Source organism: Bacillus sp. MUM 13, from assembly GCF_001866725.1.
Classification (GTDB): domain Bacteria; phylum Bacillota; class Bacilli; order Bacillales; family DSM-1321; genus Peribacillus.
Genome location: NZ_MLYQ01000032.1, coordinates 1 through 22,979, shown reverse-complemented (window position 1 = coordinate 22,979; position 22,979 = coordinate 1). Strand labels below are relative to the sequence as shown.

The window sequence follows — 22,979 nt, the reverse complement described above, 5'->3', positions numbered from 1 at the left end:
AGGGAGAGGACCTGATATATGTTCCTTTTTCCCAGCCTGACCCATAGCAGCAAAGTTTGCAGCCTTCTATATTTACTGCTCACTTAAGTCTACGTGCGGCATGCCATGAACATGAAAAACCCCCTGGCGCCAGCATCAGTGCTGGCGCCAGGGGGTTTTCTATACATACATTCCTGACTCTTCCTTCTTAAAGAAACTTCTCATTGCATGAAAAACATCTGCTTTTTGTTTTAGAATATAATGGCGGAATTTTTCGTTATTTATATTTTTATAGGCAGTCATCAACGTGGAATGCCTGTTGTATTGATTGACCTCACCGTACCCGAACATATTGGATACCTTCATCAGTTCATTTACAAGCTTCACACATCTTGCATTATCAGAAGTCAGATTATCTCCGTCGGAAAAATGGAAAGGATAAATGTTGAATTTATCAGGATCATATTTATAATCAATGAGTTCTAATGCTTTTCTGTACACGGAAGAGCAAATGGTTCCCCCGCTTTCGCCTTTTGTAAAAAAGTCTTCCTCCGGCACAATCTTCGCCTCAGTATGATGGGCAATGAACTCAATTTCAACGGTTTCGTATTTAGTGCGCAAAAAGCGGTTCATCCAGAAGAAAAAACTGCGTGCCATGTACTTTTCCCATAATCCCATTGAACCGGAAGTGTCCATCATAGCCAGAACAACTGCCTTGGATTCCGGCTTTTCGACTTCATTCCATGTCTTAAATTTGAAATCTTCCTTAATGATTGGATGAAACCCTGGTTCTCCGCTTAATGCATTTCTTTTAAAAGCTGTAATCATGGTCTTCTTTTTATCGATATTTCCCATTAGCCCTGTTTTCCTGATATCATTGAATTCAATATGCTCAAGTGTATGTTCATCAGGATCCTTTCGCTGAAGATTGGGAAGTTCAAGCTGGCTGAAAAGGGCCTCCTCTATTTCAAGCATGGATACTTCTGCTTCATAATAATCTTCCCCCGCCTGGTCACCTGCTCCCTGGCCTTTGCCTGGCCCCTTTTCTGCAGAGCCGTCCCGGGCTACCACATCTCCTACCTGGCTGTCTCCGCTTCCTTGGCCTACATGCTTATTTTTATCATAATTATAGCGAATTTTATATTCATCCAATGACCTTATTGGTATTTTCACAACATCCCGCCCGTTTGACATTACGATGCTTTCTTCAGAAATCAGGTCGGGTAAATTATTCTTAATTGCTTCCTGCACCTTTTCCTGATGCCTTTGCTGATCATCAAAGCCTTTACGGTGGAGGGACCAATCTTCCTGCGAAATGACAAACTGATGGTTATTCTCTTCCGTCACTGTATTCCCCTCCTTAAAAATTTTGCACATTTTGCATTTCATAGCATATGCTATGGTAGTGTGAGCTGAACGCTCTGCTACTGGATTATATGGATTGCCTTTGTCCTTGGCGTTGTAGTGTAGAGTATTACTTCATCTTATGCAGGGACAGAGAATAATTTACAAAAAATTTTGACAATATTTGTTTACCCATGTCTATAGACATGCTTTACCATATTTTTGTAAGATAAATATATGGAGCTGCAAAGGAGGATCGTTTTATGAAGCCATATGATTGCATTACTGATTTTATATTTTATGAAACAGAGATAGAAAAAGCTGATTTAATTTTAATACCGGGCAGCCGCCAGCAAAGGCTCATGGAAAAAGCGGCCTTTCTATATTCGGAAGGGTACGCACCTCTTATTCTGCCATCCGGCGGGTACCAGGAATCATTGAAAGGGACAGAGTGGGAGTTTCTGAGAAATATAGGAGTGTCGCTTGGGGTGCCGCGAGATGTTATTTTAAAAGAAGATAAAGCAAGAAATACGTTTGAAAATGCCCGTTACTCCTGGGAAGTTGTGAAACAGCATTCACTGCAGCTTAAGAAAGTGATTCTAGTCACAAAGGCATTTCATTCGCGAAGGGCACTTATGACTTACCAAACAGTTTTTCCGGAAACCATTAAGTTCATGGTTTGCACAGTCCCTGACTATGGAAATATTACAAAGGACAACTGGCACAGTGAGGAAAAGAAAATCCGTGTGGTAATGAACGAAGTAGTGAAGATCGGCAATTATTTTCCGGATCATATAAAAAAATGGTCATAAAAAAAAGCCTCGCCATACTGAGACTTCAGGTTTATTTTCCCTCTTCCAATTCGTGCTGAACAGTCCCGGGCCGCTTACCCCACTCTTTTAATTCCTCGTTCGTCCTTAAGTGCTCCATCTGCTTGCCAAGATCCTTCATTTCCTCCAGATTCTGAGCCATAGAGCTGTTTTCAGGAACATAATCTTTCTTTACTTCATCCTTCAAAGTAGCCACCTCCGTTTTTAATCTACCCTGTTTGTTTCTCATTTAAACAGCAAAAGTTTCTTGATGCCCTGCACATACCTTTTATATTTGCGGGTATATATAACTAAAAGTTGATTAAAAGGAGAATGAATGAAATGCAAACTGCTGCAATCAGTCTGAAGCATGTAATAACAGAGAGCTCCATTCAAAATCTGGAGAAATATTTATCTGGACAGGAAGGAATAGAGAGGGCGCTGCTGGATATTAAAAAAGGAGAAATGATCATTAACTATAACAATGAAGTAATAACGCTAAGTCAAATTCTCTCTCTCATTGAACATCAAGGGCTGTGCATATCATAAAGTCTTGTCCTGCTTCAGGATAAAAAACCTGCCGGTAATCCCGGCAGGTTTTTTTATTATGCATTTACAGGCCGCCGTCCCCCTTTTTCTGGTCAGGGGAACACTGCCTTCAGTACAGCTGACCATCAGCGGGGATGAGTTAAAACCCCGCTGATGCAAGTTTTACTTTATTATCTATTAAGCAGACTTCCAACGTATTTAAGCAATTCATTGGCGGAAGTAGAATTATAGCCATGCTCTTCTATAAGCCTTGCAACCACTTCATTCACTTTTTTCAACTGGCCTTCATCAGGCGTTTTGCTGGAGGTAGTGATTTTCACGACATCTTTCAGGTCTGCGAAAAGCTTCTTCTGTATCGCTTCCCTGAGACGGTCATGTGAATTATAATCAAACCGTTTACCTTTTCGGGCGTATGCGGAAATCCTGATTAAAATTTCTTCGCGGAATGCTTTCTTAGCATTTTCCGAAATGCCAATCTGCTCTTCAATGGAACGCATCAGCTTTTCATCCGGCGAGATTTCTTCTCCTGTCAGCGGATCGCGCAGCCTCGATTTATTGCAGTACGCCTCTACATTATCCAAATAATTATCCATCAGAGTTTTGGCAGATTCTTCATAAGAATAAACAAAGGCTTTTTGTACTTCATTTTTCGCAATTGTATCGTATTCCTTCCGGGCAAGGGAAATGTAATTCAAATACTTGTCCCTAAGCTCTGTTGTTATTGAAGGATGCTGATCCAGACCTTCCTTTAAAGAGCGCAGCACATCAAGCGCATTGATGGAAGGATTTTCTTCCTTGCGGATAATCGTGGATGAAATCCGGTTGATCACATACCTTGGATCAATCCCGCTCATTCCTTCATCCTGATGTTCCTTTTTCAGTTCTGTTATATCCGCTGAGTTATATCCCTCTACGTTTTCCCCATCATATAATCTCATCTTCTTTACAAGATCGATATCGCCCTTTTTCGGATCCTTCAGCCGCGTCAGAATGCTGAACATGGCTGCAACCCTGAGTGTATGCGGGGCAATATGCACATCTGATACATCGCTTTCATGTATCATTTTTTCATAGATTTTCTCTTCCTGTGAGACCTGAAGATTATATGGAACAGGCATGACAATTATCCTGGAATGCAAAGCTTCATTCTTCTTGTTTGAAATGAAAGATTTATATTCCGTTTCATTTGTATGGGCAACAATCAGTTCATCAGCGGATATCAAGGCGAATCTTCCCGCTTTAAAGTTCCCCTCTTGGGTAAGGGAAAGCAAATGCCACAAGAATTTTTCATCGCACTTCAGCATTTCCTGAAATTCCATCATGCCCCGGTTTGCTTTATTCAGTTCTCCATCAAACCGGTATGCCCTCGGATCTGATTCCGATCCATATTGAGCGATAGTGGAAAAGTCGATGCTTCCTGTTAAATCTGCTATATCCTGGGATTTAGGATCAGACGGGCTGAAAGTTCCGATTCCGATCCGCTTATCCTCTGAAAGGAATACCCGCTCTATCATCACATCTTCAATATGGTTTCCATACTCGCTTTCAAGTCTCATTAAATTAAGCGGCGACAGGTTGCCCTCAATCCGTATTCCGTATTCTTCAAAAAAGTCTTCCCGAAGGTTTTGTGGAATCAGATGCAGCGGATCTTCATGCATCGGGCATCCCTTTATGGCATAAATGGCTCCCTGATCTTTCAGGGAATATGCTTCCAATCCCCGTTTCAGCAGCGAAACGAGAGTGGATTTACCCCCAGACACAGGCCCCATCAGCAGCAATATCCTTTTTCTTACATCCAGCCTCTTTGCTGCAGGATGCAAATATTCTTCAATCAGACGCTCTAAAGATTCCTCAAGTCCGAACAGCTGGCCGCTGAAAAAATTATAAGTGCGTTTTCCATTTACTTCTTCTATTCCAGCATCTCTGATCATGTTATAAACACGTGAATGTGCAGATTGAGCTACCCACGGCTGTTCTTTGACAATTTCCAGATATTCCGAGAAGGTACCTTCCCACTTCAGTTTCTGCTCATCTTCTCTAAATTTTTCAATTTTCTTTAAAATGTCCATTATGGAACCTCCCCCTGTTACTGGTACTTTCAGAGATGATACTTTACTCTATGCTCGTTTTGTGACAAACATGTGCAGAGATTATAAGAAACAGGATAAGATATCCGGAGGCAGAGAAACCAAAAATTGTTCCTTTTCCCATTCACACCGCGGAAACTATGAGGTATACTGTGTTTATACTATAAATTGGGATAATTCAGTCAAAGGGGGGCTGCTTGGATGGGTACGGTCATCATCATCGCTGTAATGATTACGTTTCTGGTTTCTATTTTTACTGCAGGCTACAACGATAAACCAGGCCTAAAAAAATAGGCTCTTAGACTGCCGCACCTGCGGCATCCCTGCATAAGTCTGCTGGTGCAAAATAAAAGTTGTATAGCGGAGTTTCCGGATTGTCCCGGGGATAAAAGGGGAACAAGCACCGTGAATGAAAGCGCAGTCAAAACCTATCCTAATCAGCAACCTGCTGCGGGTAATCCTGTGCTGAAATTAACAGCTGCAGTCACCTCTCAATTAGAAGGCCCCCCAGACATCAGGCTGACAATTGGGGGCCTTTCTTTTGCAGTGTTCTGGTTCAAATGAAAAAATATATACTCTTCCTATATTAAAGGGCAGCTTACAAAAATCAGCCTTATCAGCTTCTCATTTTTTCTGCATAAGGAAAAATAGGATCTTTTAATTGAAATTCATAAGTTTGACCATCTACAATTCCAACCACTTTTTCGCTGTCATAAAGATCAAGCATAAATTCAGCCATTTCTTTGGCTGTATGGTATTTAGGAACAAGTCCTTCAAGTTTAACTTGCTCTTCTAAGTCTCTTGAAACTTTTGCAAATTCAGTTTCAGTTGCAGCAGGAGCTAATACTTTTGCTTGCATGCCTGCATCTTTTTCTTTTAATTCATGTGCAAGTCCTTCAGTAAAGGCACTTACATAGAATTTAGAAGCACAGTATGTGATTGCATCTCCAATAAGCGTATAACCTCCTGCTGACGTAACATTAATTAATTGTGTTCCTTCAACAGATGAATAGTCCCGCACATAAAGAGAAGTTAAAATAGTCAAAGCTTCGATATTCAAATTAAGCATAGTCTCAATTTTAGTTAAATTCTGATCTCCAACTGATGCAAAATTGCCAAATCCAGCATTATTGATCCACGTTTCAATTTCATACTTCTTTAAATCCTCATATAGTGAATAAGCATTTTTTACATTTGATAAATCCACTGTTTTAATAACAACATCTAATTCTGCATTCACTTTCACAATTTCTGTTTTTAATTTTTCAAGCTCCTCGGTTCTTCGTGCCACAATCACTAAATTTTTACCGCGGGCAGCAAAAGCAAGAGCTGTTTCATAGCCGATACCAGAACTTGCGCCTGTAATAACTGTATATTTTTTCATTTTTATTGCCTCCTGTTATTTTGTTATGCTTACAAAAAATTGATTACTGGCTTTTACGGGTTTATTATAGCGGTTAGAGTTAACTTTAAGTCAAGCCTTACACTTCATTAGCATAAATAATAAGGAGGATTTTATGTATTCAATTGGAGAAGCGGCACAAATAGCGGGAGTAAGTACACATACATTGCGTTACTATGAAAAAGAGAATATTATTCTACCTAATCGAAATGAAAATGGTGACAGAAAATATACTGAATCGCATCTTCAATGGCTAAAATTTGTTTTAAAATTAAAAGAAACGCAAATGCCCATCACAAAAATTAAAGAGTATGCTCTTTTGTATACGGAAGGAGAACACACAGCAATACATCGATTGAAGCTATTAGAAAATCATAAACACGCAATTGAAAACCAGTTAAAGACACTGAAGGAAACGAATAAAATGTTAGAACATAAAATCACTTCCTATAAAGAAATGCTAAAAAGTAATGAAGCAGATACCAACTTATAAGATGCATTAAAGGTCAGCCAAATTGGCTGACCTTTTTCGTTTAAGTTACAATCTCTTTATATTGCCCAAACCCCTTATTCTGTTTTTCCAGAAAAAGAAAAAGCCCTATAAGGCCCCTCTATTATTCACTTATTGTACTAATGCATTCTTTAGTGCAATAAACAGCAGTCAAACATGATTGATATTATTGATGTTAGGCGGAGGATTTTCCATGAATTCTTTTATTAATTCCCCTGTTGGTCTTGTTTTATTAGCAGGTTTTGTTTTTATAAACAGCCAAATCACTAAAACTGCAATCATTAAACTAAAAACTTATGCCAATTTAAACGGATAAAAAGGAATACTTTTAGCATATCCATCGATGGCTAAGACCATAAAATGCCAGCAAATAGTGAAGATAATGTCCACAATCAGTATAATTCCACCTATTACTCTCACTTATATAACTCCTGATTATTGCCAAAAATGGATCATCGCCGGTATTAATCAGTAAATTTAATTTTCAACCAAACTATTCCATCTTGTAATTACAAAAAATGGATGCCGAAAATGTACTTTAAGCAGGCTGATTGGAGTGAAAGGTGCGGAGACGATTTGCGTGACATATAAGACCCCGCAGACACCAGTCGAGGAAGCTCAGCGCACACCCTGCGGAAAGCGAAGCATCCTGGAGCGGAAATCAACCCCTTGTTCCATGGCAACAAAGTGTACGAAAACAGCCTTTGAGAAAGTATAAAATTGGATAACACCAGACTCCAAAGGTGGGGTGCAATAAGAACAGTTGTTTAACGTTAAAAGGACAACTAATTCATAATGGTATTAGTTGTCCTTCCTACAATTTTATCGCTTATTTAATTTTTGGCGTTCAACGAAATCCTTCATATACATCCGGCTTTTTTGATTGATCATGCCAGCCATCTGGCCTGTCCATGTGTCATTTCGGACACCATTTGTGCGTTCTTTATAATACTCGGAAATGGTACGGTTATAATCCTCCAGCTGGCTGATTAATACCTCTTTCTCTGCATATCCGTTTTCATGATACACATTTTCCAATGGAAGGCGCGGCTTTTTATCATTCAATGAATCAGGATAGCCGACTGCCATCCCGAATAGGGGGATAACCCTTTCAGGAATATTCAGGATTTCCTTGACTCCATCCAGATTATTGCGTATCCCCCCGATATAACATATGCCAAGGCCCATTGATTCTGCAGCAAGCGCAGCATTTTGGGCAGCCAGTGCTGCATCGATAAGAGCCACCATAAACTTCTCCGTACTTTCGATGGATTCAGTGAAATCCTCATTCTCCATTTCCCCAATCAATTCAAGGCGGTGCAAATCAGCACAGAAAACAAAGAAATGGCCATTTTCAGCCACATATTTTTGCGGGCCGGCTAATTCGGCAAGTGCCGCCTTTTTCTCGGGGTCGGTTACACCTATAATGGTATAAGCCTGAATAAAGCTTGATGTAGATGCTGCCTGGGCTGACTTTACGATTTCATGAATCTGTTCCTTCGATAATAGCTTGTCCTTAAAAGAACGGACAGACCGGTGATCAGAAATTTTTTCTATCATTTCATTCATCAATATCACTCCATGCCTTTTATTGTGCAGAAAGGGGCATCCCTTTCTGCACTGTTTCATTTACTCATTGTATTTCAGATCCAAACTGCGGAAATCCTGCTGCCTTAGTGCTTCATATACAAGGATAGCTGCTGTATTTGAAAGGTTTAGCGACCGCACTTTATCGGTCATAGGAATACGCAGGCAGCGTTCTTGCTGTTCCCTTATTAAGTCCTTAGGAAGGCCAGTGGTTTCACGGCCAAATATGAAATAATGTTCTTTGTCTTTATCGCTGTAATCGAATGTGGTATGCGGCTTTTGCCCAAACTTAGTAAGATAGAAAAATTCTCCTCCTTCATTTTTCGCGAAGAATTCCTCCAGGGAATCATAATAATGAATTTTGACAAATTCCCAATAATCAAGACCTGCTCTCTTTAACATCTTATCGTCTGTAGAAAAGCCCAGAGGACGGATTAAATGGAGCTCAGAATCGGTCGCTGCACAGGTTCTTGCAATATTTCCGGTATTGGACGGAATTTGGGGCTGATATAGTACTACGTGTATAGACACTTCTTTTCACCTCTGCTAAAGTCTTCACGAGATATTATATCACTAAACAATAAGCTTTAATAAAGTGAAGCTTGCATCAGTGCCGTTTTCTCTCTTCTGCTGATCATTTTACAAAGAAACCCGGCTATTGCATGTGAGTTTCACTTCTTTGAAATAGGCTGTTTTCGTAAACTATGCCGCGATGGAACAAGTGGATTAATTCCCCTCCAGGTTGCCCGCTCCAATTAAAACCGATTAACAATGGAATCACCTCACTCAATAAAAACACTCTTTATGCAAATTGCCTTATAGCAAAGACTCCTTGAACTAAGTTATTCCTGATTACGTCATGGATTTTCAACAATGCTGTAAAATTTATACTGAATATTCGGGGTATATGCAGTGGAATCTTCATAGGCCCAATACCTGTTCCTGCTGTTGGTTGTATGGGCATTCACAAGCGGCATCCCCTCCGCGTCCTTGGCTGTTACGATAAGAGAATGGTCATATCGCCCGTTCCCTTGAAAGTCGATGCATATAATATCTCCAAGCAGGAGTTTCTCGGGCGAGTGGACTTCTTTTGTTTTAAGCCCTCCAGAACCCGCCATCAGCTGTTTGAATGCATGTGCTCCCGTCCAGCTATAGCTCCATGACTTTGACTTTATCCACAAACCCCGGTTTCTGTTAGGCATCCCCCACATCGGGATTCCGCCCGCATGCAGGCACTGGGAAATAAAATTTGTGCAATCATCATTAAACCGCGGGTAAGCAGGATTAAACTCATTCCACCATCTCTCTGCATATTGCACGGCCTTCAGCCTGTCATATCGGTATGACAGGCGAGTGGGATCATCTTCAGTAAATAGGGAGAGCGGATCAAAAGTTTGTGCAGGAGGAAGTATCTCCTCATCATGGACAAGTTCCCCACCCAAAAAACGAGCCTGCCGCTCTTCCGTTCCTTCTTCTATAAAAAAAGAATTCTTCTGCTTCACCACATATTTATAGTGAAGGCCATATCTTAAAAGAATTTCATCGCCATTTTCCTCAAGTGACCTGACTGCCCCAGATGCAAGGATTTTCACAATTTCGGCAGACCGCTTTTGCAGAGATTGCTGTTTGGCATCCCATTTCCTGTCATAAGTTCTCATATCGCCATTTCCCGAGAGTGCTTGGTTCAGTCTATCTTTTAAAAACATTTCGAGTTTTTTCCTCATTCTGAACCCTCCCTTTTTTAATCCTCCCTGCAACTATATGACAGACGGCTTATAAAAAGACAAAAAACCCGGCATATGCCGGGCACCCTCTATTTATTTTACAGAAGAAATCATATGAAGCCCTTTTTCAATTTCATGGACTACTTCTTCGTCCGATTCTGCAGCAAGCGCATTGGTTAACTCCGATAGGGCTTCTCCTCCGCCAATTTTCCCGATAGCCCATGCTGCTGTTCCTCTTATCACAGGTCGGGTATCTTGCTTCAGCAGCCTAAAAAGCTCAGGGAGCGCCGTTTCATCTTTAAAATGGGCAATGGCAAGGATTGCATTCCGCTGGATTGGCTTTTTCCCTCTCCAAGATCCTGAAACATGGCCAAACTTCTCTTTAAATTCACGATTGCCAATGTTAAGCAATGGGGTGAGCAGAGGTTTGGCAATCTCCGGATCTGGCTCCATTTCTTCATGAAAGTGAAAATCCTTCCCTTTGTTTTCAGGGCAGACGGTCTGGCAGGTGTCACAGCCGTACAGGCGATTTCCAATTTTGCTGCGGAACTCATCAGGAAGAAATCCCTTGGTCTGGGTCAAAAAAGCAATGCAGCGCTGTGCATTCAGCTGTCCGCCTTCAATAAGAGCTCCTGTCGGACAGACATCCACACATTTGTTGCACGTTCCGCAGCCTTCTTCAATAGGCTTATCAGGTTCAAGCGGCAGGCTTGTGATCATTTCACCCAAATAAACATATGAACCAAATTCAGGAGTGATGATCGCACAATTTTTTCCGCTCCAGCCAATCCCAGCCCTCTCAGCTACTGCACGGTCAGCAAGCTCTCCGGTATCTACCATCGACTTAACTTGCGCCTGCGGGATTTTTTCTTTTATAAATTCCTCAAGCAGCTTGAGCTTATTTCGCAGCAATACATGGTAATCCGTTCCCCAGGATGCTCTGCAGAATATTCCTCTCCGTTCGCCTCTTTTGCTCTGGGGAGGATTCTTCATTTTTGACGGATATGCCAGGGCAATCGCAATGATGGACCTTGGTTCATCAAAAATCAGATCAGGATTGACTCTTTTTTCAATGTCAGGTTCTTCAAATCCGGATTGAAAGTTCAATTCCTGCTGTCTCAAAAGCCGGTTTTTGAGCTCACTGAAGGTATCTGCAGCTGCAAACCCGATTTTATCAATGCCAATTTCCCTGCTGTATGAAATAATTTCCTCTTTCAGTTTTTGAAAATCCATTATGTGCCTCCCTTCGCGCTTTGAAATGAAAGAATTTTCGATTATAGTTAATATAGAAGAATCCTGAGCCATGCCCAGTTCTCTTAATTAGCTGACAAAACGGGCTTTATACAGTCATCCTGCTGCCCGTTAATTACTTGCAAACCAACTAATATATAATAAACGATTTTACTCATGATTAGGAGCTGAAACGATTGGAAACCATCATTCACCCTTCACTTTGCAGCAAAATACCTGATTTTAAGGCCGGCATCATATTTTACCAGGATATTGAGATAGGACCATCACCCCAAATGCTAAAAGGACGACTCCAGCTTTTCCAGGAATCATTATTTTTCGATTTGGAGGAAAAGGAACTGGCTGATTTTCCGGGGATTTCAGAGTGGCGCCATGTATTTAAAGCAGCCGGGACTAACCCATCCCGCTATCGCCCTGCACATGAAGCGCTTTACAGAAGGGTAAAAAAACAAAATTACCTATCACCCGTCCATTCAGCCATTGACCTGAATAACTTTTTCTCGCTCAAATACGAAGTGCCCATAGGCATCTATGACAGCAGCCAAATCGAAGGTAATGTTTCCATAAAAATTGGAGACGAACATGATGAATATGCCGGTTTAAATGGACGCATTAATTCTATGCAGAAGATGATTACAGCTGCTGATGAAAAAGGCTGTTTCGGCAGTCCTTTCGTTGATTCAGAACGGACCAAAGTAACCGAGTCAACAAAACAGGCCATCCAGATCATCTACTTAGCGCCGTCCATTTCAATAGAAAAAGGACAGCTGCTGACAGAATCCCTGATGAATATGTTTACCGGGATACATGGAGGCACCGCTGCCTGCCATATCATTCACTGCTGATCATCAATTGAGGTCATTGTGGAAGCCCTCTCTCATTTTATTGCTCAATCTTCAATTGCTGGGTGGCCAGTTTCCGGTATAAGGTATGCTTAAGAAGCAGTTCTTCATGTGTTCCTTTGCCGGTAATTCTTCCATCCTCCACAACCAGAAGCTGATCAGCTTCAATGACCGTGGACAGGCGATGGGCTATAATCAGGGTAGTCCTTCCCTTCATCAGCTTTCTTATGGCATTTTGCACAAGGTGTTCAGATTCACTGTCCAGATTTGAAGTTGCTTCGTCGAGAAGAAGGATTTTCGGATTTCTCAGCATAGCGCGCGCAATCGCAATCCTCTGTCTCTGTCCTCCTGAGAGCTTTACTCCCCTTTCTCCAACTTCTGTGTCATATCCATCTTGAAGTTTCGTGATAAATTCATGGGCATTTGCTGACACCGCTGCAGCTGTCACCTCATCCTCCTGTACATCACGGCCTATCCCATATAAAATATTTTCTTTAATCGATCCTGTCATGATAGGGCTATCCTGAGATACATACCCGATGTGCGAACGCCAATAGGTTAATCCTAATTCCTTAATTGGCACTCCGTTTATCGTGATGCACCCCTCAGATGCTTCATAAAAACGTTCAATCAGCGAGAATATTGTCGTTTTCCCCCCGCCGCTAGGACCTACTAATGCAACCGTTCCATTCGCAGGAACATTAAAGGATATATTGCTAAGAATCGGCTTTGATTCACTATATGAAAAAGATACATCTGTAAAATCAAGATCTCCCTGTACCAGCATGGCTTCCTTGCCTGCATATGGCTCCTGTTTCAATTCCAGTAAGTGATGGATGCGCTCCGTTGCACCCATTGCTTTCTGAAAGGCTGTAAAAAAGGAAGCAATCTGGCTGAAGGGAACCACAATTTGAAACATATAAATAATGATGGCCACTAATGTCCCTGCTGTAAGGGCACCAGATGCAACCCTCACACCTCCATAGCCAATCAAAACAACCAAAATCACCATCATAATGGTGGTCATAAAAGGGGATATTACCGCCTGGATCTTCGCTTCTTTTAACCCGAAGGAAAATAACTTAAGGATGCCCTTATTCCCCTTTTCCCCTTCTAATTCTTCTCCGTTATAAGACTTGACCAGCCTGATTTCACTTAAAACCCTGCCAAGATTCCCGCTGAAAGCAGCCATTTCATCTTGAGTGAGCTTGGAAACTTTGTACATTTTCCTTCCAAGCGGCATTAAGATCAGCAATGAAACAGGAACGACGGCAAGCATGATGGATGTCATTCTCCAGTCAAGCGTAAATAGAATGATAACAGAACCGATGATAGACACAATTCCAGAAATAAAGGTAACCAAATGATTCGTAATGACTGTCTTGATTGTATTTGTATCCTGTGTAATTCTGCTTAGGGTTTCACCTGACTGATTTTGGTCAAAAAAGGAAACAGGCAGCTGCAGAATATGGTTCCATAGCTTCCGGCGCAGGCCTGCCACAATTTTCTCTCCTATATAGGTTAAAAAATAAAAGGAAAATCCTCCTGAAAGAGTCTGCAGAATGAAGGCAGCAAGCAGCATAACAATGGTACCGATTTCAATTCCGCTGCCTGACATTAAATCCACAAGCTTTTTAGTGAATAATGGCACTACAAGTGCCGCAGCTGTCTCTATCAAGCTAAGCGAAAGCACCAGCACAATAATGAGTACAGGCGGCTTTTCCGATTTGAGCAATAAGAAGAATGACCGCCATTTTACATTCCTTTTCTCTTCTCTGTTATTCTCCATAATTAAACCGCCTTCGCAAAACTGCCCATGATTACCTCATTATAATGTCATCACGCCAGCCAATTCAAACTTTTGGGCACAATCCGCTATATCCTCCTTTTGCTCAGACAAGTAAAAAGCATGCCCGGGAACCTGGCATGCCCATAAAATATAAAAACGCAATGCCTCGTTCTCTGATGTAACGAAACACTGCGTTGTGACCTATGTATGGAGCGGGTGATGGGAATCGAACCCACGATATCAGCTTGGAAGGCTGAAGTTTTACCATTAAACTACACCCGCAAATAATATTGTTGTATTTTGTCGAAATGTGTATTTCCTATCAACAAAATTTATTATACCTGACTATCTGAGTGATTGCAACCCCAAAACTCAAAAATTATTTAAAAATATCTTTTATCGTCTTTTCCGTAAACTATTTTTCTCAGAAACAGGGTGATTGATTTCCTCTTGGCGGGCGGTAAGCCTCCTCCACTGTCATGTTAATCCCTAAGAAATTGATGCGAGTACAAGATCTCTTGCTTGTTTTCTCTTATTATATGTCCAGCTTCTCACCCTTAGACCCAAAATAAAAAGCCCTTCAAACCGAAGAGCTTCTGCCTGGAAGCTGTGCTTTACTCCCAAATAACCTTCATTAATTGCGGATATACTTCTTCAGCTGTTTCCAAAAGCATGACAAGCCTTCTAAATGCAGCATCCGGATCAAAATCATTTTCTAGAAAGTACGAGTAGCGGATGGAAATAACCCCGTCTTCTTCATACAATTTTGAATATCTATAATTTGAATTCAGCTCATTAATCAGTTCATGAACAGCCGGCTTTTTATTAGGATTTTTCACTTCTGTTACATTAAAGCAGAACAAATCTGCAATATCTTCCCCAGGCGTAAATGCAAATACCATAGTAACTGCCCAGCCATCCTTTAATTTTTGCTCTGAGCGGAAGAAGGTATTTCCACTTTCTTCGAATTCATTCATTGGTATACCTTGTGTTTGTAAAAAATCTCGGAATTTCGCTATGTTAGACATAAAATCCACCTTTCTGCTGTCTTTCTATTTTATATCTAAATGATAATTCTTTACAGAGTTTTCAGAGAAATTCCGCCAAATTTTTTGGACTTCTGACATTCCCCCAGTTTTTTGCCGAATTAAATGTTAAAGAGATGCTTTTAGGGATTCAAGAATTGAATGAAGCTCTTCCAAATGGCTGATTTCATAGTCAGGTCTTGCTTCTCCCCGTTCTTTTCCGCTTCTGTTTACCCAGACGGCTTTCACCCCTGCGCGATTTGCGCCAAGAATGTCTGTCATCAGATTGTCTCCAACCATGATGGCTTCATCACTCTCCACCTTAAGGCTTTCCAAAGCATGCTTGAAAATAGCAGGATCCGGCTTTCCTTTGCCAAAAGCCCCCGAAATGATAATTTCATCAAAATACGGAACAAGCTCAGGTGTAATGCTCAATTTTGTTTGCTGAAGATGGGGAGATCCGTTAGTTAACAGCAGCAGCTTATACTTGCCTTTCAGTTCATCAAGGACCCTTAGTGATTCTTCATATAAAAAAGGGTTTTTCCTGCGCTCCTTTGGAAAACTTTCGGCAAGCTCGAAGCCGAGATTTTCATCTTGAATGCCCATTGCCGCAAGCCCTCTTGTCCAGGCTTCCTTCCGGTACTGCGGTACAATTTCCCTCATTTTACGGAAGCTGTCCCCCTCATCCAAGAATTCACCCCATAATCCTTCAAAAGGATTGATGCCGATCATTTGTGTAAAAGGGTAAGTCTCATATGAAGCATACAGTTCCCTCGCTTCTTTTCTCACTGCCTCTTCCAGCTTTTCCGGAGAGATATCATAGGTCTCAAGTACCCTTCTGCAGGTTGCCGAAAAAGCCTCCTGAACGCTTTTTTGATCCCAAAGAAGTGTATCATCCAAATCAAAAAAAATTGCCTTTACCATAACGATGCCACCTTCACTTTTATATATTTTCTCTTTTTTTATGTTCCATGTCATTTTCCTTAGCCCTATAATATTTTCTTTACAGAAGGGTAAATACCCTTTTTATCCCGGGAAACTGCAAAAAAGCTGCAAGAGCAAATTCAACTCTTACAGCAAAAGGGCATTCAATTTATTTTTTTTATGATTTCATCGATAATCCCGTATTTCACGGCTTCCTCTGCAGTCATAAAGTAATCTCTGTCGGTATCATGGGCCACCTTTTCCTCCGGCTGTCCTGTACTTTCTGAGATAATCTTATTAATGTGCTTCTTTAGCTTCAGGATCCGATTTGCAGAAATTTCAATTTCAGTGGCCTGCCCCTTCACTCCCCCAAGCGGCTGATGAATCATGATTTCGCTATTAGGAAGGGCGCATCTTTTCCCCTTGGTTCCTGCCAATAAAAGCATAGCTCCAAAAGAGGCAGCCATCCCTGTACAAATGGTGCGGATATCAGGCTTGATATATTGCATGGTATCATAAATCGCAAAGCCTGCACTGGTGGAGCCTCCTGGACTGTTAATAAAGATCGTAATATCCTTATCCGGTGCATCTGCTGCTAAAAATAACAGCTGCGCCACAACACTGTTTGCCAAATGGTCGGTAATTTCTTCACCAATCATAATGATCCGGTCTTTTAGAAGACGTGAATATATATCATAAGAACGCTCTCCGCGGCTTGATTGCTCGATTACATATGGTATAGTGCTCATTGTTTTATCCCCCCGAATTTGTTTGGCTTTTAAGCAGCCATAGAGAGGAAGCCTGATGGTGAGGAGATTGAACGATTCGCTGCATAGCCAGGTCTGGAAATTTTGAGTTCGCCTGCAAGAGAAGGAATACTTGGGATTGCCTTAATTAAAATTTCCGGGTCCTGATATTTCACAGCCTGCAGGATGAGCTCTTGAAGCTTCACTTCTTCTTCGTCTTTCCACAGTGCATGTTCAAACCCGGAAAGATCTTTATTTTCCCGGTGCTTCTTTAACCGCTTATTCGCCCTGTACAAAGCAGACTTAACCGCTGTTTCTGCTGTATGAAGAAGATCGGCTATTTCGCTGGATTTATACAGAAATCCTTCTTTTAGTGTGAAAATGACTGCCTGCTTCGGTGTCAGCAGGAGGGTGAGAAATTCAACGCTTTCCATGCAGGTATTCTCAGTTACCTTCTCCTGCAGATCTTCTCCGCTGTTTGACAGTACTTCTCTTTTTCTTTTCCTGATCATATCAATCCAGACATGTTTTGCTATGGTTTTTAAAAGCGGCAAGCTTGCTTCTCCGTGATAATGCTGGATCCCCTTTAATACAGCTTCCTGTGCAAGGTCATTCCCCTCCCACTCGCTTTGTGAAAGAAACCGGCAAAATCTTTGCAGTTCTTGATAAACATCATCCCAAGTGTCCTTTCCCTGATCAAGCCTCTGCACATAATCTCTGCGCTCGCTAGTCATTCTGCTCACTCCTTTGGCACCTCTCTGTCTCTTAAACGTTTGAGACTTAAAATAAGTTACGGGGCATAAAAAATTTTTTAAGGTGTTACTGTACGCTAAAGCGGTAAAAATAAATCCTGCGAATGCGAATTGCGGCGGACTATATCCTCGTTTTTCATAGCCATGATCTTTTTTATGAATATCACAGAATCTGTAATATACTGGCCTTTATTAAGCATAATACAATCTGCTTTTGCCCCTGCAAAAACATCCGTCAGCTCGGTTCTTGCAGGAATGCCTTTTTTGGTCATTTTTTCAAGTACGCCAGTTGCCCAGATGACAGGAAGATGAGCGGCACGGCACAAATCCAGTATGTCCTGCTGAACCCTGGCCAACTTGCTGTATCCAAGTTCAACAGCTAAATCTCCCCTCGCAATCATGATTCCAAAATGCTTGAAATCCAGCCCTTCGAAAATGATATTGGTTAAATGGCGAATGGATTCCTTCGTTTCAATTTTTGCTACGATTCCAATGCTGCGGTCTGTAAGGCTCCCCAGGTAATCCGCGAGCTTTTTTAAATCCTGGGGACGATGTACAAATGATAATCCTATAATATCTGCTTTTTCATGAATGAAGGTAAGAGTTTTTATATCAGACTCTGTTAGGGCCGGCACATTCAAATACACAAAAGAATCAGGAAGGTTAATCCCTTTTCCGGCTTTCACTTTTGCCGTTTCACTTTTAGGCTTAAGTATCTTTGTTTCAATGAAGTCCTCTTCCACCTTAATGACTTTCCCGGAAATCTTTCCATCATCCATATATATGTTATCTCCAAGTCTTACATTATATAAGGCCTTGGGCAATGAAATTCCAATTGAAGCAGGCATGTTGCCCTGTGCTGGCATTCCTTGATAACGGTCAGATTTGTAGATTCTGAGAACATCGTCTCTTTTCAGAACGATTGCCGCAGGTACTTCTTCAAAGTTCGTTAACGTCCACTGCTCCTTATTGCAAATCAGTTTTGTATGTTCATTAAAGGATGCTGTTTTATTTAACTTGACCATCAAACATGAAGCATGCACAGTATGTACTACTGTAAGTATTCTATTTTTCCCCCTGGTGTCTTTAAATAGAATGCTCGTATTTTCATCAATATGGGTTAAGTCTTCACAATTAGCAGCCGTGAGCAGGAAAGAAAGATCATTATGGCTTAAGGTGTGGCCCTTGCACACCAAATATCCGTATTGCGAATTCTTATTTGCTCTGTCAACAGTGATTGTAAGGTCTGTCTTTTCTTTTGCTAATTCTCCAATTCTTATTTTAGGACCTGCCAAGTCCATATAAATTTTGCATGAATCCTTTTTATCCTTATCGCTGATGTTCTCCTCTGCCATTTTTAGCTGTTCAATGAGTGCTGTCCAAACATGTACATCATCATGGGCACAATTGATTCTTGCAATATTCATTCCACTTGTGAGCAGCTTTGAAAAGATATCGGGCTTCGCTAACATGGAACGATCAAGAGTAACCATAATACAAGGAATGTTTTCACTCTCTGTTCCTCCAAATAACCCCTGCCTTCTTTGACCCTTGGAGCGATATGCATCAGCAGGATGAACGTATGGAGCAGGATTGGTTTCAACACCATTAGCTTCTCCAGATAGATTAACAATCATTTTATTTAGAGAATACAAAACATGCGGAATAAGATTATCGGTGGTCGAAAGGCCTTCCTCTATCATTTTATTTTCCAATTCAGCATCCATTCTTTTTTGGAAGGAGCGGAATGCGCAGACATTAATTTTACTTTTCTGGGATAAAGTGATTTCATGATCACTGCAATTCTTCGATAGATCTCCCTCAATATCTCTGTAAAGCTGTATAAGATGATTCTTCAAGTTCTCCCGCTGTCCCGCAGGATACATCCGTTGATCCGCCATTAGCGTTCACCTCCTTTTTGCACTAGATGCTATTGTATGCATAAGGATCCCTGAAAGTGTTGAAGCTGAATTTTGGAATAAATATGAAAAACATGATATTTTGTTTTTGAGAAGGAATGAATAAAATGAAAATTTTAAATCAATAATGATAAGCTCATCTTCCCGCACCTATGGCAGAAAAAGGCCTATATTAAGGGATGACAGAACAGTAAAAAAGGCTCTTTTCTATGATTGTTGTATTTATGTTCTATGAGGTCGTTAAACGGGGTTGATTGGAGCGTAAGGTGCGGGACTCCTGAATTGGCAATAAACCTCTTGTTCAATTTGCATAAAGTTTACGAAACAGCAAAAAAAACAGAAAAAAAGGAGATGTTTACATGGAATTCACCCAAATAGCAGATACAGGAATGAAAGCTTCACGTATCGGGATTGGCACATGGGCAATTGGAGGATGGATGTGGGGCGGAACAAAAGAGGATACCTCCATTCATACCATTCATGCCGCTCTTGACAAAGGAATAAATCTGATCGACACTGCACCTGTCTACGGATTTGGGACATCCGAGGAAATAGTCGGCAAAGCAGTCAAGCAATACGGCGGCCGTGACAGCATCCTTTTGGCCACTAAGACCGCTTTAAACTGGAAGAATAACGAACCGTTCCGTGACGGCACAAAGAAGCGGATTCTAAAGGAGATGGATGATTCCCTCAAGCGTCTGCAAACCGATTATATAGATTTGTATCAAATTCACTGGCCAGATCCTCTTGTCCCTATGGAAGAGACAGCGGAAGCCATCCATAGCCTGTATAAATCAGGAAAAATCCGTGCAATCGGTGTCAGCAATTTCACCGTAAATCAAATGGAAGAGTTCAGAAAAATAGCTCCCCTGCATACCGCACAGCCGCCATATAACCTGTTTGAACGTGATATTGAAAAAGATATCCTTCCTTACTGCGAAGAAAACAACATCACTACACTTCTTTATGGAAGCTTATGCAGAGGCCTGCTATCCGGTAAAATGGCTGCTGGCCAGACTTTCGGCGGAGATGACCTGCGGAATAACGATCCTAAATTCCAGCAGCCTCGCTTTCAGCAATATCTGCATGCAGTCAATCAGTTAGACCAATTGGCAAAGGACCGCTACGGCAAAGAAGTGATCCATCTTGCAGTGCGCTGGATACTCGACCAGCCCGGGACAGGTATAGCCCTCTGGGGTGCACGCCGTCCAGACCAACTGAACGCAATCAATGAAATTACAGGCTGGACTCTGACAGATGATGACAAGGCAGCCATTGATCATATTCTGCAAACCTCAATTAGCGACCCGGTCGGCCCTGAATTTATGGCGCCTCCAACTAAAGAAGAAATTTAACAAATCTTGTAAAGCCGGGATGAAGTTAACCATTCCGGCTTTTTGTTAACATGAAATGAAGCTCAAGAGATTAGGAGGGAATAATCATGATTATTGTAAAGGACGATTTATCGAGACTGGAAGTGATTGATTTAGTGAATGAACATCTTCAGGGCATGACTCTGCATTCGCCTCCAAAGAGCATACATGCTTTAAAATTGGATGAATTGCGAAAACCCGAAATCACGTTCTGGACTGCATGGGAAGGAAATGAATTAGCCGGATGCGGCGCGCTAAAAGAACTTAATCCTCTTCATGGTGAAATAAAGTCCATGCGCACCTCTTCTGTATACCTCCGAAAAGGCACAGCAAGAAAAATCCTCACTCACATCTTGGAAGAAGCCAGGCTTAGGGGATACAGCCGATTAAGCCTGGAAACCGGTTCTCAAGATGCCTTCATACCTGCCAGAAGGCTATACGAAAGTGCCGGTTTCCAGTACTGCCCTCCCTTTGCTGATTATATAGAAGACCCAAATAGCGTATTCATGACAAAAGAATGAGCCAGCATTGTTTATCTGCTAACTATTTAAACGGGATAGGCATCCTTCTGCAGCGATTGCGTGCTGTTTTCCGCATCAAAAAAAGCGCATGTCCAGGAGACACGCGCTTTCCTAAACGCTTTATTTCCATACCCTCTTTAATTTAAACAATTCCTGAACATAACCCCATACAGATACAGGGCTCATAATCATCTGGTAAAATAGTACAAAAATGATGAAGCCAGATATGTTTCTCCTGATTTTAAGATTTAATTTAGTAAATACTTTCTTTTGGTAAAAATACAAAACAAAATAACTGACGAATGTTAATGGAAGCACCAATAGCGTTGTAAGTCCCACAATCCAATATACTCCAAAAAAGGCAAGCACAAGACCAGGCATCCAAAAAAATGTAAAGGAGATATCTATATACGGCATGATATAGTTAACCGACGTTAGATACTTTGTATAAATAGAAGGCTGCTGCCAGGGTTTAACCTCTTTTATCCCTTCAATCATCCCTCTTGCCCATCTGCTCCTTTGTCTGCCTAAATGAACCAATTTTACAGGAACCTCTGTAAATGCAACAGAAAGCGGTTCAAAGAAAACCTTTCTTCCCTGTTTTAAAAATTTCCAGGTCAGTACAATATCTTCCCCGATTGCATCCGGCCACCCGCCGGCTTCCCGGATGGTATCTGTCTTAAATAAACTATATGCCCCTTGCGCTACCAATGTTCCCTGATATAGGCCCTGCAGCCTTTTAATAGACGCGATACTTAAAAAGTAATCCCATTCCTGCACACGCGACCATAAGTTATCCCGGCTGTTTCTGACTAATATAGCCCCAGCCACAGCACATACCTCCGGGGGTGCAGATTTCATTCTTGCCACAATGTATCGGATAGCTGATTTATGCAATAAAGTATCAGCATCCAGCGTAATGACATATTCTGTATTTACATATTTAATGCCTTGATTTAAAGCAGCATGCTTACCTGGCTCTTCTTCAATTTTAATTGATAGATCTAAATTGATTTCTTGGGCTATTTTTCTTGCAGCCTCAATGGTCCCATCCTCAGAACCATTATCTATTAATACTACTGAAATATCCCCATCATAATCTTGTTTTTTTATATAAATTAAAGAATTTGCAATTCCGTTTTCTTCATTCTTTGCAGCAATTAGCACGGTTATATCATCACGCGGATTATTGGTCTTTAATTTTGGCTGTTTGTCTATAAGCAGACTCGCTACCAAAAAAGCATTTAAATACCCAGGAATATAAGCGATTCCCGTAATGATTATCATAGCCAGCGTGATTCCTGCAACTCCGCTTAAATCACTTATCCAGCTTTTTGATAATACAATGGCAATGCATGTCCAGATAACAGCAAAAAGATGGCTGATATAGAATTTCCAAAGGACCGGAATATAAACCCTTTTTTTCAAAGGTATCACTCACTTCAGGCTTATATTTTTCAAAGATTCCCCCTAACTAAACTACCATAATAAATATTTTCAAATAAGTTTAAAATAATGGCTGAATTCCCAAAAAAGCACACCGCATATAAAGCGATATACTTTTATAATGCAAATAAAATGGTTTTAGCAACTGAGTGAAAGGATAGAATTTAAAAATGCAGCTTTGTTTGCTGCCGGCGGTCTCTTCAGGACCTCTTAATTCCTAGCAACCCGGCTATAAGGAAGGGCAATATAAGCACAATACTTAAGCAGGTATTAGGCTGAATAAAGAATTTTGGAAGTTTTTTGCCATTATAGTCTTTTTATCTGGGTTTTGTAAAAAAAATCTGTTAATCTTCTATTTAAAGGGGAAATTTGGTATACGTCATCTCTCTCCCCTTAAAC

Annotated in this window: 23 protein-coding genes and 1 tRNA gene; 7 read left to right on the top strand and 17 right to left on the bottom strand. The window is 41.1% G+C overall.

Annotated features, from left to right (window positions below):
• Positions 1-159: 159 nt before the first annotated feature.
• Positions 160-1,356 (bottom strand): sporulation protein YhbH, encoded by a 1,197-nt coding sequence (gene yhbH / locus BIV59_RS09980; RefSeq protein WP_481747425.1) that lies wholly within the window; start codon positions 1,354-1,356, stop codon positions 160-162.
• A 230-nt stretch (positions 1,357-1,586) separates the two neighbouring features.
• Here yhbH and BIV59_RS09975 point away from each other — a divergent pair, with 230 nt between their 5' ends.
• Complete coding sequence (locus BIV59_RS09975) at positions 1,587-2,135, top strand: YdcF family protein (RefSeq protein ID WP_071351337.1); 549 nt, start codon at positions 1,587-1,589, stop codon at positions 2,133-2,135.
• Positions 2,136-2,166: 31 nt separating this feature from the next.
• On the opposite strand, the gene BIV59_RS09970 is transcribed toward BIV59_RS09975, so the two are convergent.
• Entirely contained in the window at positions 2,167-2,340 is a 174-nt protein-coding gene (locus BIV59_RS09970) for a hypothetical protein (RefSeq protein ID WP_240501881.1), read from the bottom strand.
• A gap of 134 nt (positions 2,341-2,474) precedes the next feature.
• Here BIV59_RS09970 and BIV59_RS09965 point away from each other — a divergent pair, with 134 nt between their 5' ends.
• Positions 2,475-2,681 carry a hypothetical protein gene (locus BIV59_RS09965; protein WP_071351335.1) on the top strand — a complete coding sequence of 69 codons (207 nt, stop codon included), beginning with the start codon at positions 2,475-2,477 and terminating at the stop codon, positions 2,679-2,681.
• 170 nt (positions 2,682-2,851) lie between these two features.
• Here BIV59_RS09965 and BIV59_RS09960 read toward each other — a convergent pair whose 3' ends face one another.
• Positions 2,852-4,750 (bottom strand): PrkA family serine protein kinase, encoded by a 1,899-nt coding sequence (locus BIV59_RS09960; RefSeq protein ID WP_071351334.1) that lies wholly within the window; start codon positions 4,748-4,750, stop codon positions 2,852-2,854.
• Between the two features lie 423 nt (positions 4,751-5,173).
• Here BIV59_RS09960 and BIV59_RS23605 point away from each other — a divergent pair, with 423 nt between their 5' ends.
• Positions 5,174-5,332: a hypothetical protein gene (locus BIV59_RS23605; protein WP_170846123.1), complete on the top strand. Its 159-nt coding sequence runs from the start codon at positions 5,174-5,176 to the stop codon at positions 5,330-5,332.
• Positions 5,333-5,384: 52 nt separating this feature from the next.
• Here BIV59_RS23605 and BIV59_RS09955 read toward each other — a convergent pair whose 3' ends face one another.
• The gene (locus tag BIV59_RS09955; RefSeq protein WP_071351333.1) at positions 5,385-6,152 is read right to left on the bottom strand and encodes an SDR family NAD(P)-dependent oxidoreductase; all 768 of its coding nucleotides are present in this window, start codon (positions 6,150-6,152) and stop codon (positions 5,385-5,387) included.
• A 133-nt stretch (positions 6,153-6,285) separates the two neighbouring features.
• Between BIV59_RS09955 and BIV59_RS09950 the strand changes: the two genes are divergently transcribed.
• A complete protein-coding gene (locus tag BIV59_RS09950; RefSeq protein ID WP_071351332.1) occupies positions 6,286-6,663 on the top strand; it encodes a MerR family transcriptional regulator in 378 nt (125 codons plus the stop codon).
• A 312-nt stretch (positions 6,664-6,975) separates the two neighbouring features.
• On the opposite strand, the gene BIV59_RS24235 is transcribed toward BIV59_RS09950, so the two are convergent.
• The 5 genes from BIV59_RS24235 to queG all read right to left on the bottom strand — a co-directional run bounded on the left by BIV59_RS24235 (position 6,976) and on the right by queG (position 11,225).
• Positions 6,976-7,101 (bottom strand): hypothetical protein, encoded by a 126-nt coding sequence (locus tag BIV59_RS24235; RefSeq protein ID WP_276205138.1) that lies wholly within the window; start codon positions 7,099-7,101, stop codon positions 6,976-6,978.
• Positions 7,102-7,503: 402 nt separating this feature from the next.
• Complete coding sequence (nfsA, locus tag BIV59_RS09945; protein WP_071351331.1) at positions 7,504-8,250, bottom strand: oxygen-insensitive NADPH nitroreductase; 747 nt, start codon at positions 8,248-8,250, stop codon at positions 7,504-7,506.
• A gap of 60 nt (positions 8,251-8,310) precedes the next feature.
• Entirely contained in the window at positions 8,311-8,799 is a 489-nt protein-coding gene (gene trmL, locus BIV59_RS09940) for a tRNA (uridine(34)/cytosine(34)/5-carboxymethylaminomethyluridine(34)-2'-O)-methyltransferase TrmL (protein WP_071351330.1), read from the bottom strand.
• Positions 8,800-9,125: 326 nt separating this feature from the next.
• Positions 9,126-9,992, bottom strand: coding sequence for an amidase domain-containing protein (locus BIV59_RS09935; RefSeq protein ID WP_071351329.1), 867 nt, complete (start codon positions 9,990-9,992; stop codon positions 9,126-9,128).
• Between the two features lie 93 nt (positions 9,993-10,085).
• Positions 10,086-11,225: a tRNA epoxyqueuosine(34) reductase QueG gene (gene queG, locus BIV59_RS09930; protein ID WP_071351328.1), complete on the bottom strand. Its 1,140-nt coding sequence runs from the start codon at positions 11,223-11,225 to the stop codon at positions 10,086-10,088.
• Positions 11,226-11,419: 194 nt separating this feature from the next.
• Here queG and BIV59_RS09925 point away from each other — a divergent pair, with 194 nt between their 5' ends.
• Complete coding sequence (locus BIV59_RS09925) at positions 11,420-12,088, top strand: B3/B4 domain-containing protein (RefSeq protein WP_071351327.1); 669 nt, start codon at positions 11,420-11,422, stop codon at positions 12,086-12,088.
• 37 nt (positions 12,089-12,125) lie between these two features.
• Here the strand turns inward: BIV59_RS09925 and BIV59_RS09920 are convergent, their stop codons facing one another.
• From BIV59_RS09920 to BIV59_RS09890, 7 genes are all read right to left on the bottom strand, one after another.
• On the bottom strand, positions 12,126-13,874 hold the full coding sequence (locus BIV59_RS09920; RefSeq protein WP_071351326.1) for an ABC transporter ATP-binding protein: 1,749 nt from the start codon (positions 13,872-13,874) through the stop codon (positions 12,126-12,128).
• A 208-nt stretch (positions 13,875-14,082) separates the two neighbouring features.
• Positions 14,083-14,156: transfer RNA gene (locus tag BIV59_RS09915), tRNA-Gly, on the bottom strand.
• Positions 14,157-14,488: 332 nt separating this feature from the next.
• Positions 14,489-14,902 carry a YbjN domain-containing protein gene (locus BIV59_RS09910; protein WP_071351325.1) on the bottom strand — a complete coding sequence of 138 codons (414 nt, stop codon included), beginning with the start codon at positions 14,900-14,902 and terminating at the stop codon, positions 14,489-14,491.
• Positions 14,903-15,028: 126 nt separating this feature from the next.
• On the bottom strand, positions 15,029-15,823 hold the full coding sequence (locus tag BIV59_RS09905; protein WP_071351324.1) for an HAD family hydrolase: 795 nt from the start codon (positions 15,821-15,823) through the stop codon (positions 15,029-15,031).
• A 164-nt stretch (positions 15,824-15,987) separates the two neighbouring features.
• Positions 15,988-16,572, bottom strand: a complete 585-nt coding sequence (gene clpP / locus BIV59_RS09900; protein ID WP_071351323.1) for an ATP-dependent Clp endopeptidase proteolytic subunit ClpP — start codon at positions 16,570-16,572, stop codon at positions 15,988-15,990.
• A gap of 29 nt (positions 16,573-16,601) precedes the next feature.
• Positions 16,602-17,303, bottom strand: coding sequence for a sigma factor-like helix-turn-helix DNA-binding protein (locus tag BIV59_RS09895; protein ID WP_071351322.1), 702 nt, complete (start codon positions 17,301-17,303; stop codon positions 16,602-16,604).
• Positions 17,304-17,398: 95 nt separating this feature from the next.
• Positions 17,399-19,222 carry a pyruvate kinase gene (locus tag BIV59_RS09890; RefSeq protein ID WP_071351321.1) on the bottom strand — a complete coding sequence of 608 codons (1,824 nt, stop codon included), beginning with the start codon at positions 19,220-19,222 and terminating at the stop codon, positions 17,399-17,401.
• Positions 19,223-19,599: 377 nt separating this feature from the next.
• Here BIV59_RS09890 and BIV59_RS09885 point away from each other — a divergent pair, with 377 nt between their 5' ends.
• Together BIV59_RS09885 and BIV59_RS09880 are read left to right on the top strand one after the other, a co-directional pair.
• Positions 19,600-20,595, top strand: a complete 996-nt coding sequence (locus tag BIV59_RS09885; protein WP_071351320.1) for an aldo/keto reductase — start codon at positions 19,600-19,602, stop codon at positions 20,593-20,595.
• Positions 20,596-20,681: 86 nt separating this feature from the next.
• Positions 20,682-21,134 (top strand): GNAT family N-acetyltransferase, encoded by a 453-nt coding sequence (locus BIV59_RS09880; RefSeq protein WP_071351319.1) that lies wholly within the window; start codon positions 20,682-20,684, stop codon positions 21,132-21,134.
• Positions 21,135-21,254: 120 nt separating this feature from the next.
• Here BIV59_RS09880 and BIV59_RS09875 read toward each other — a convergent pair whose 3' ends face one another.
• Positions 21,255-22,562: a glycosyltransferase family 2 protein gene (locus BIV59_RS09875; protein ID WP_240501880.1), complete on the bottom strand. Its 1,308-nt coding sequence runs from the start codon at positions 22,560-22,562 to the stop codon at positions 21,255-21,257.
• Positions 22,563-22,979 lie beyond the last annotated feature (417 nt).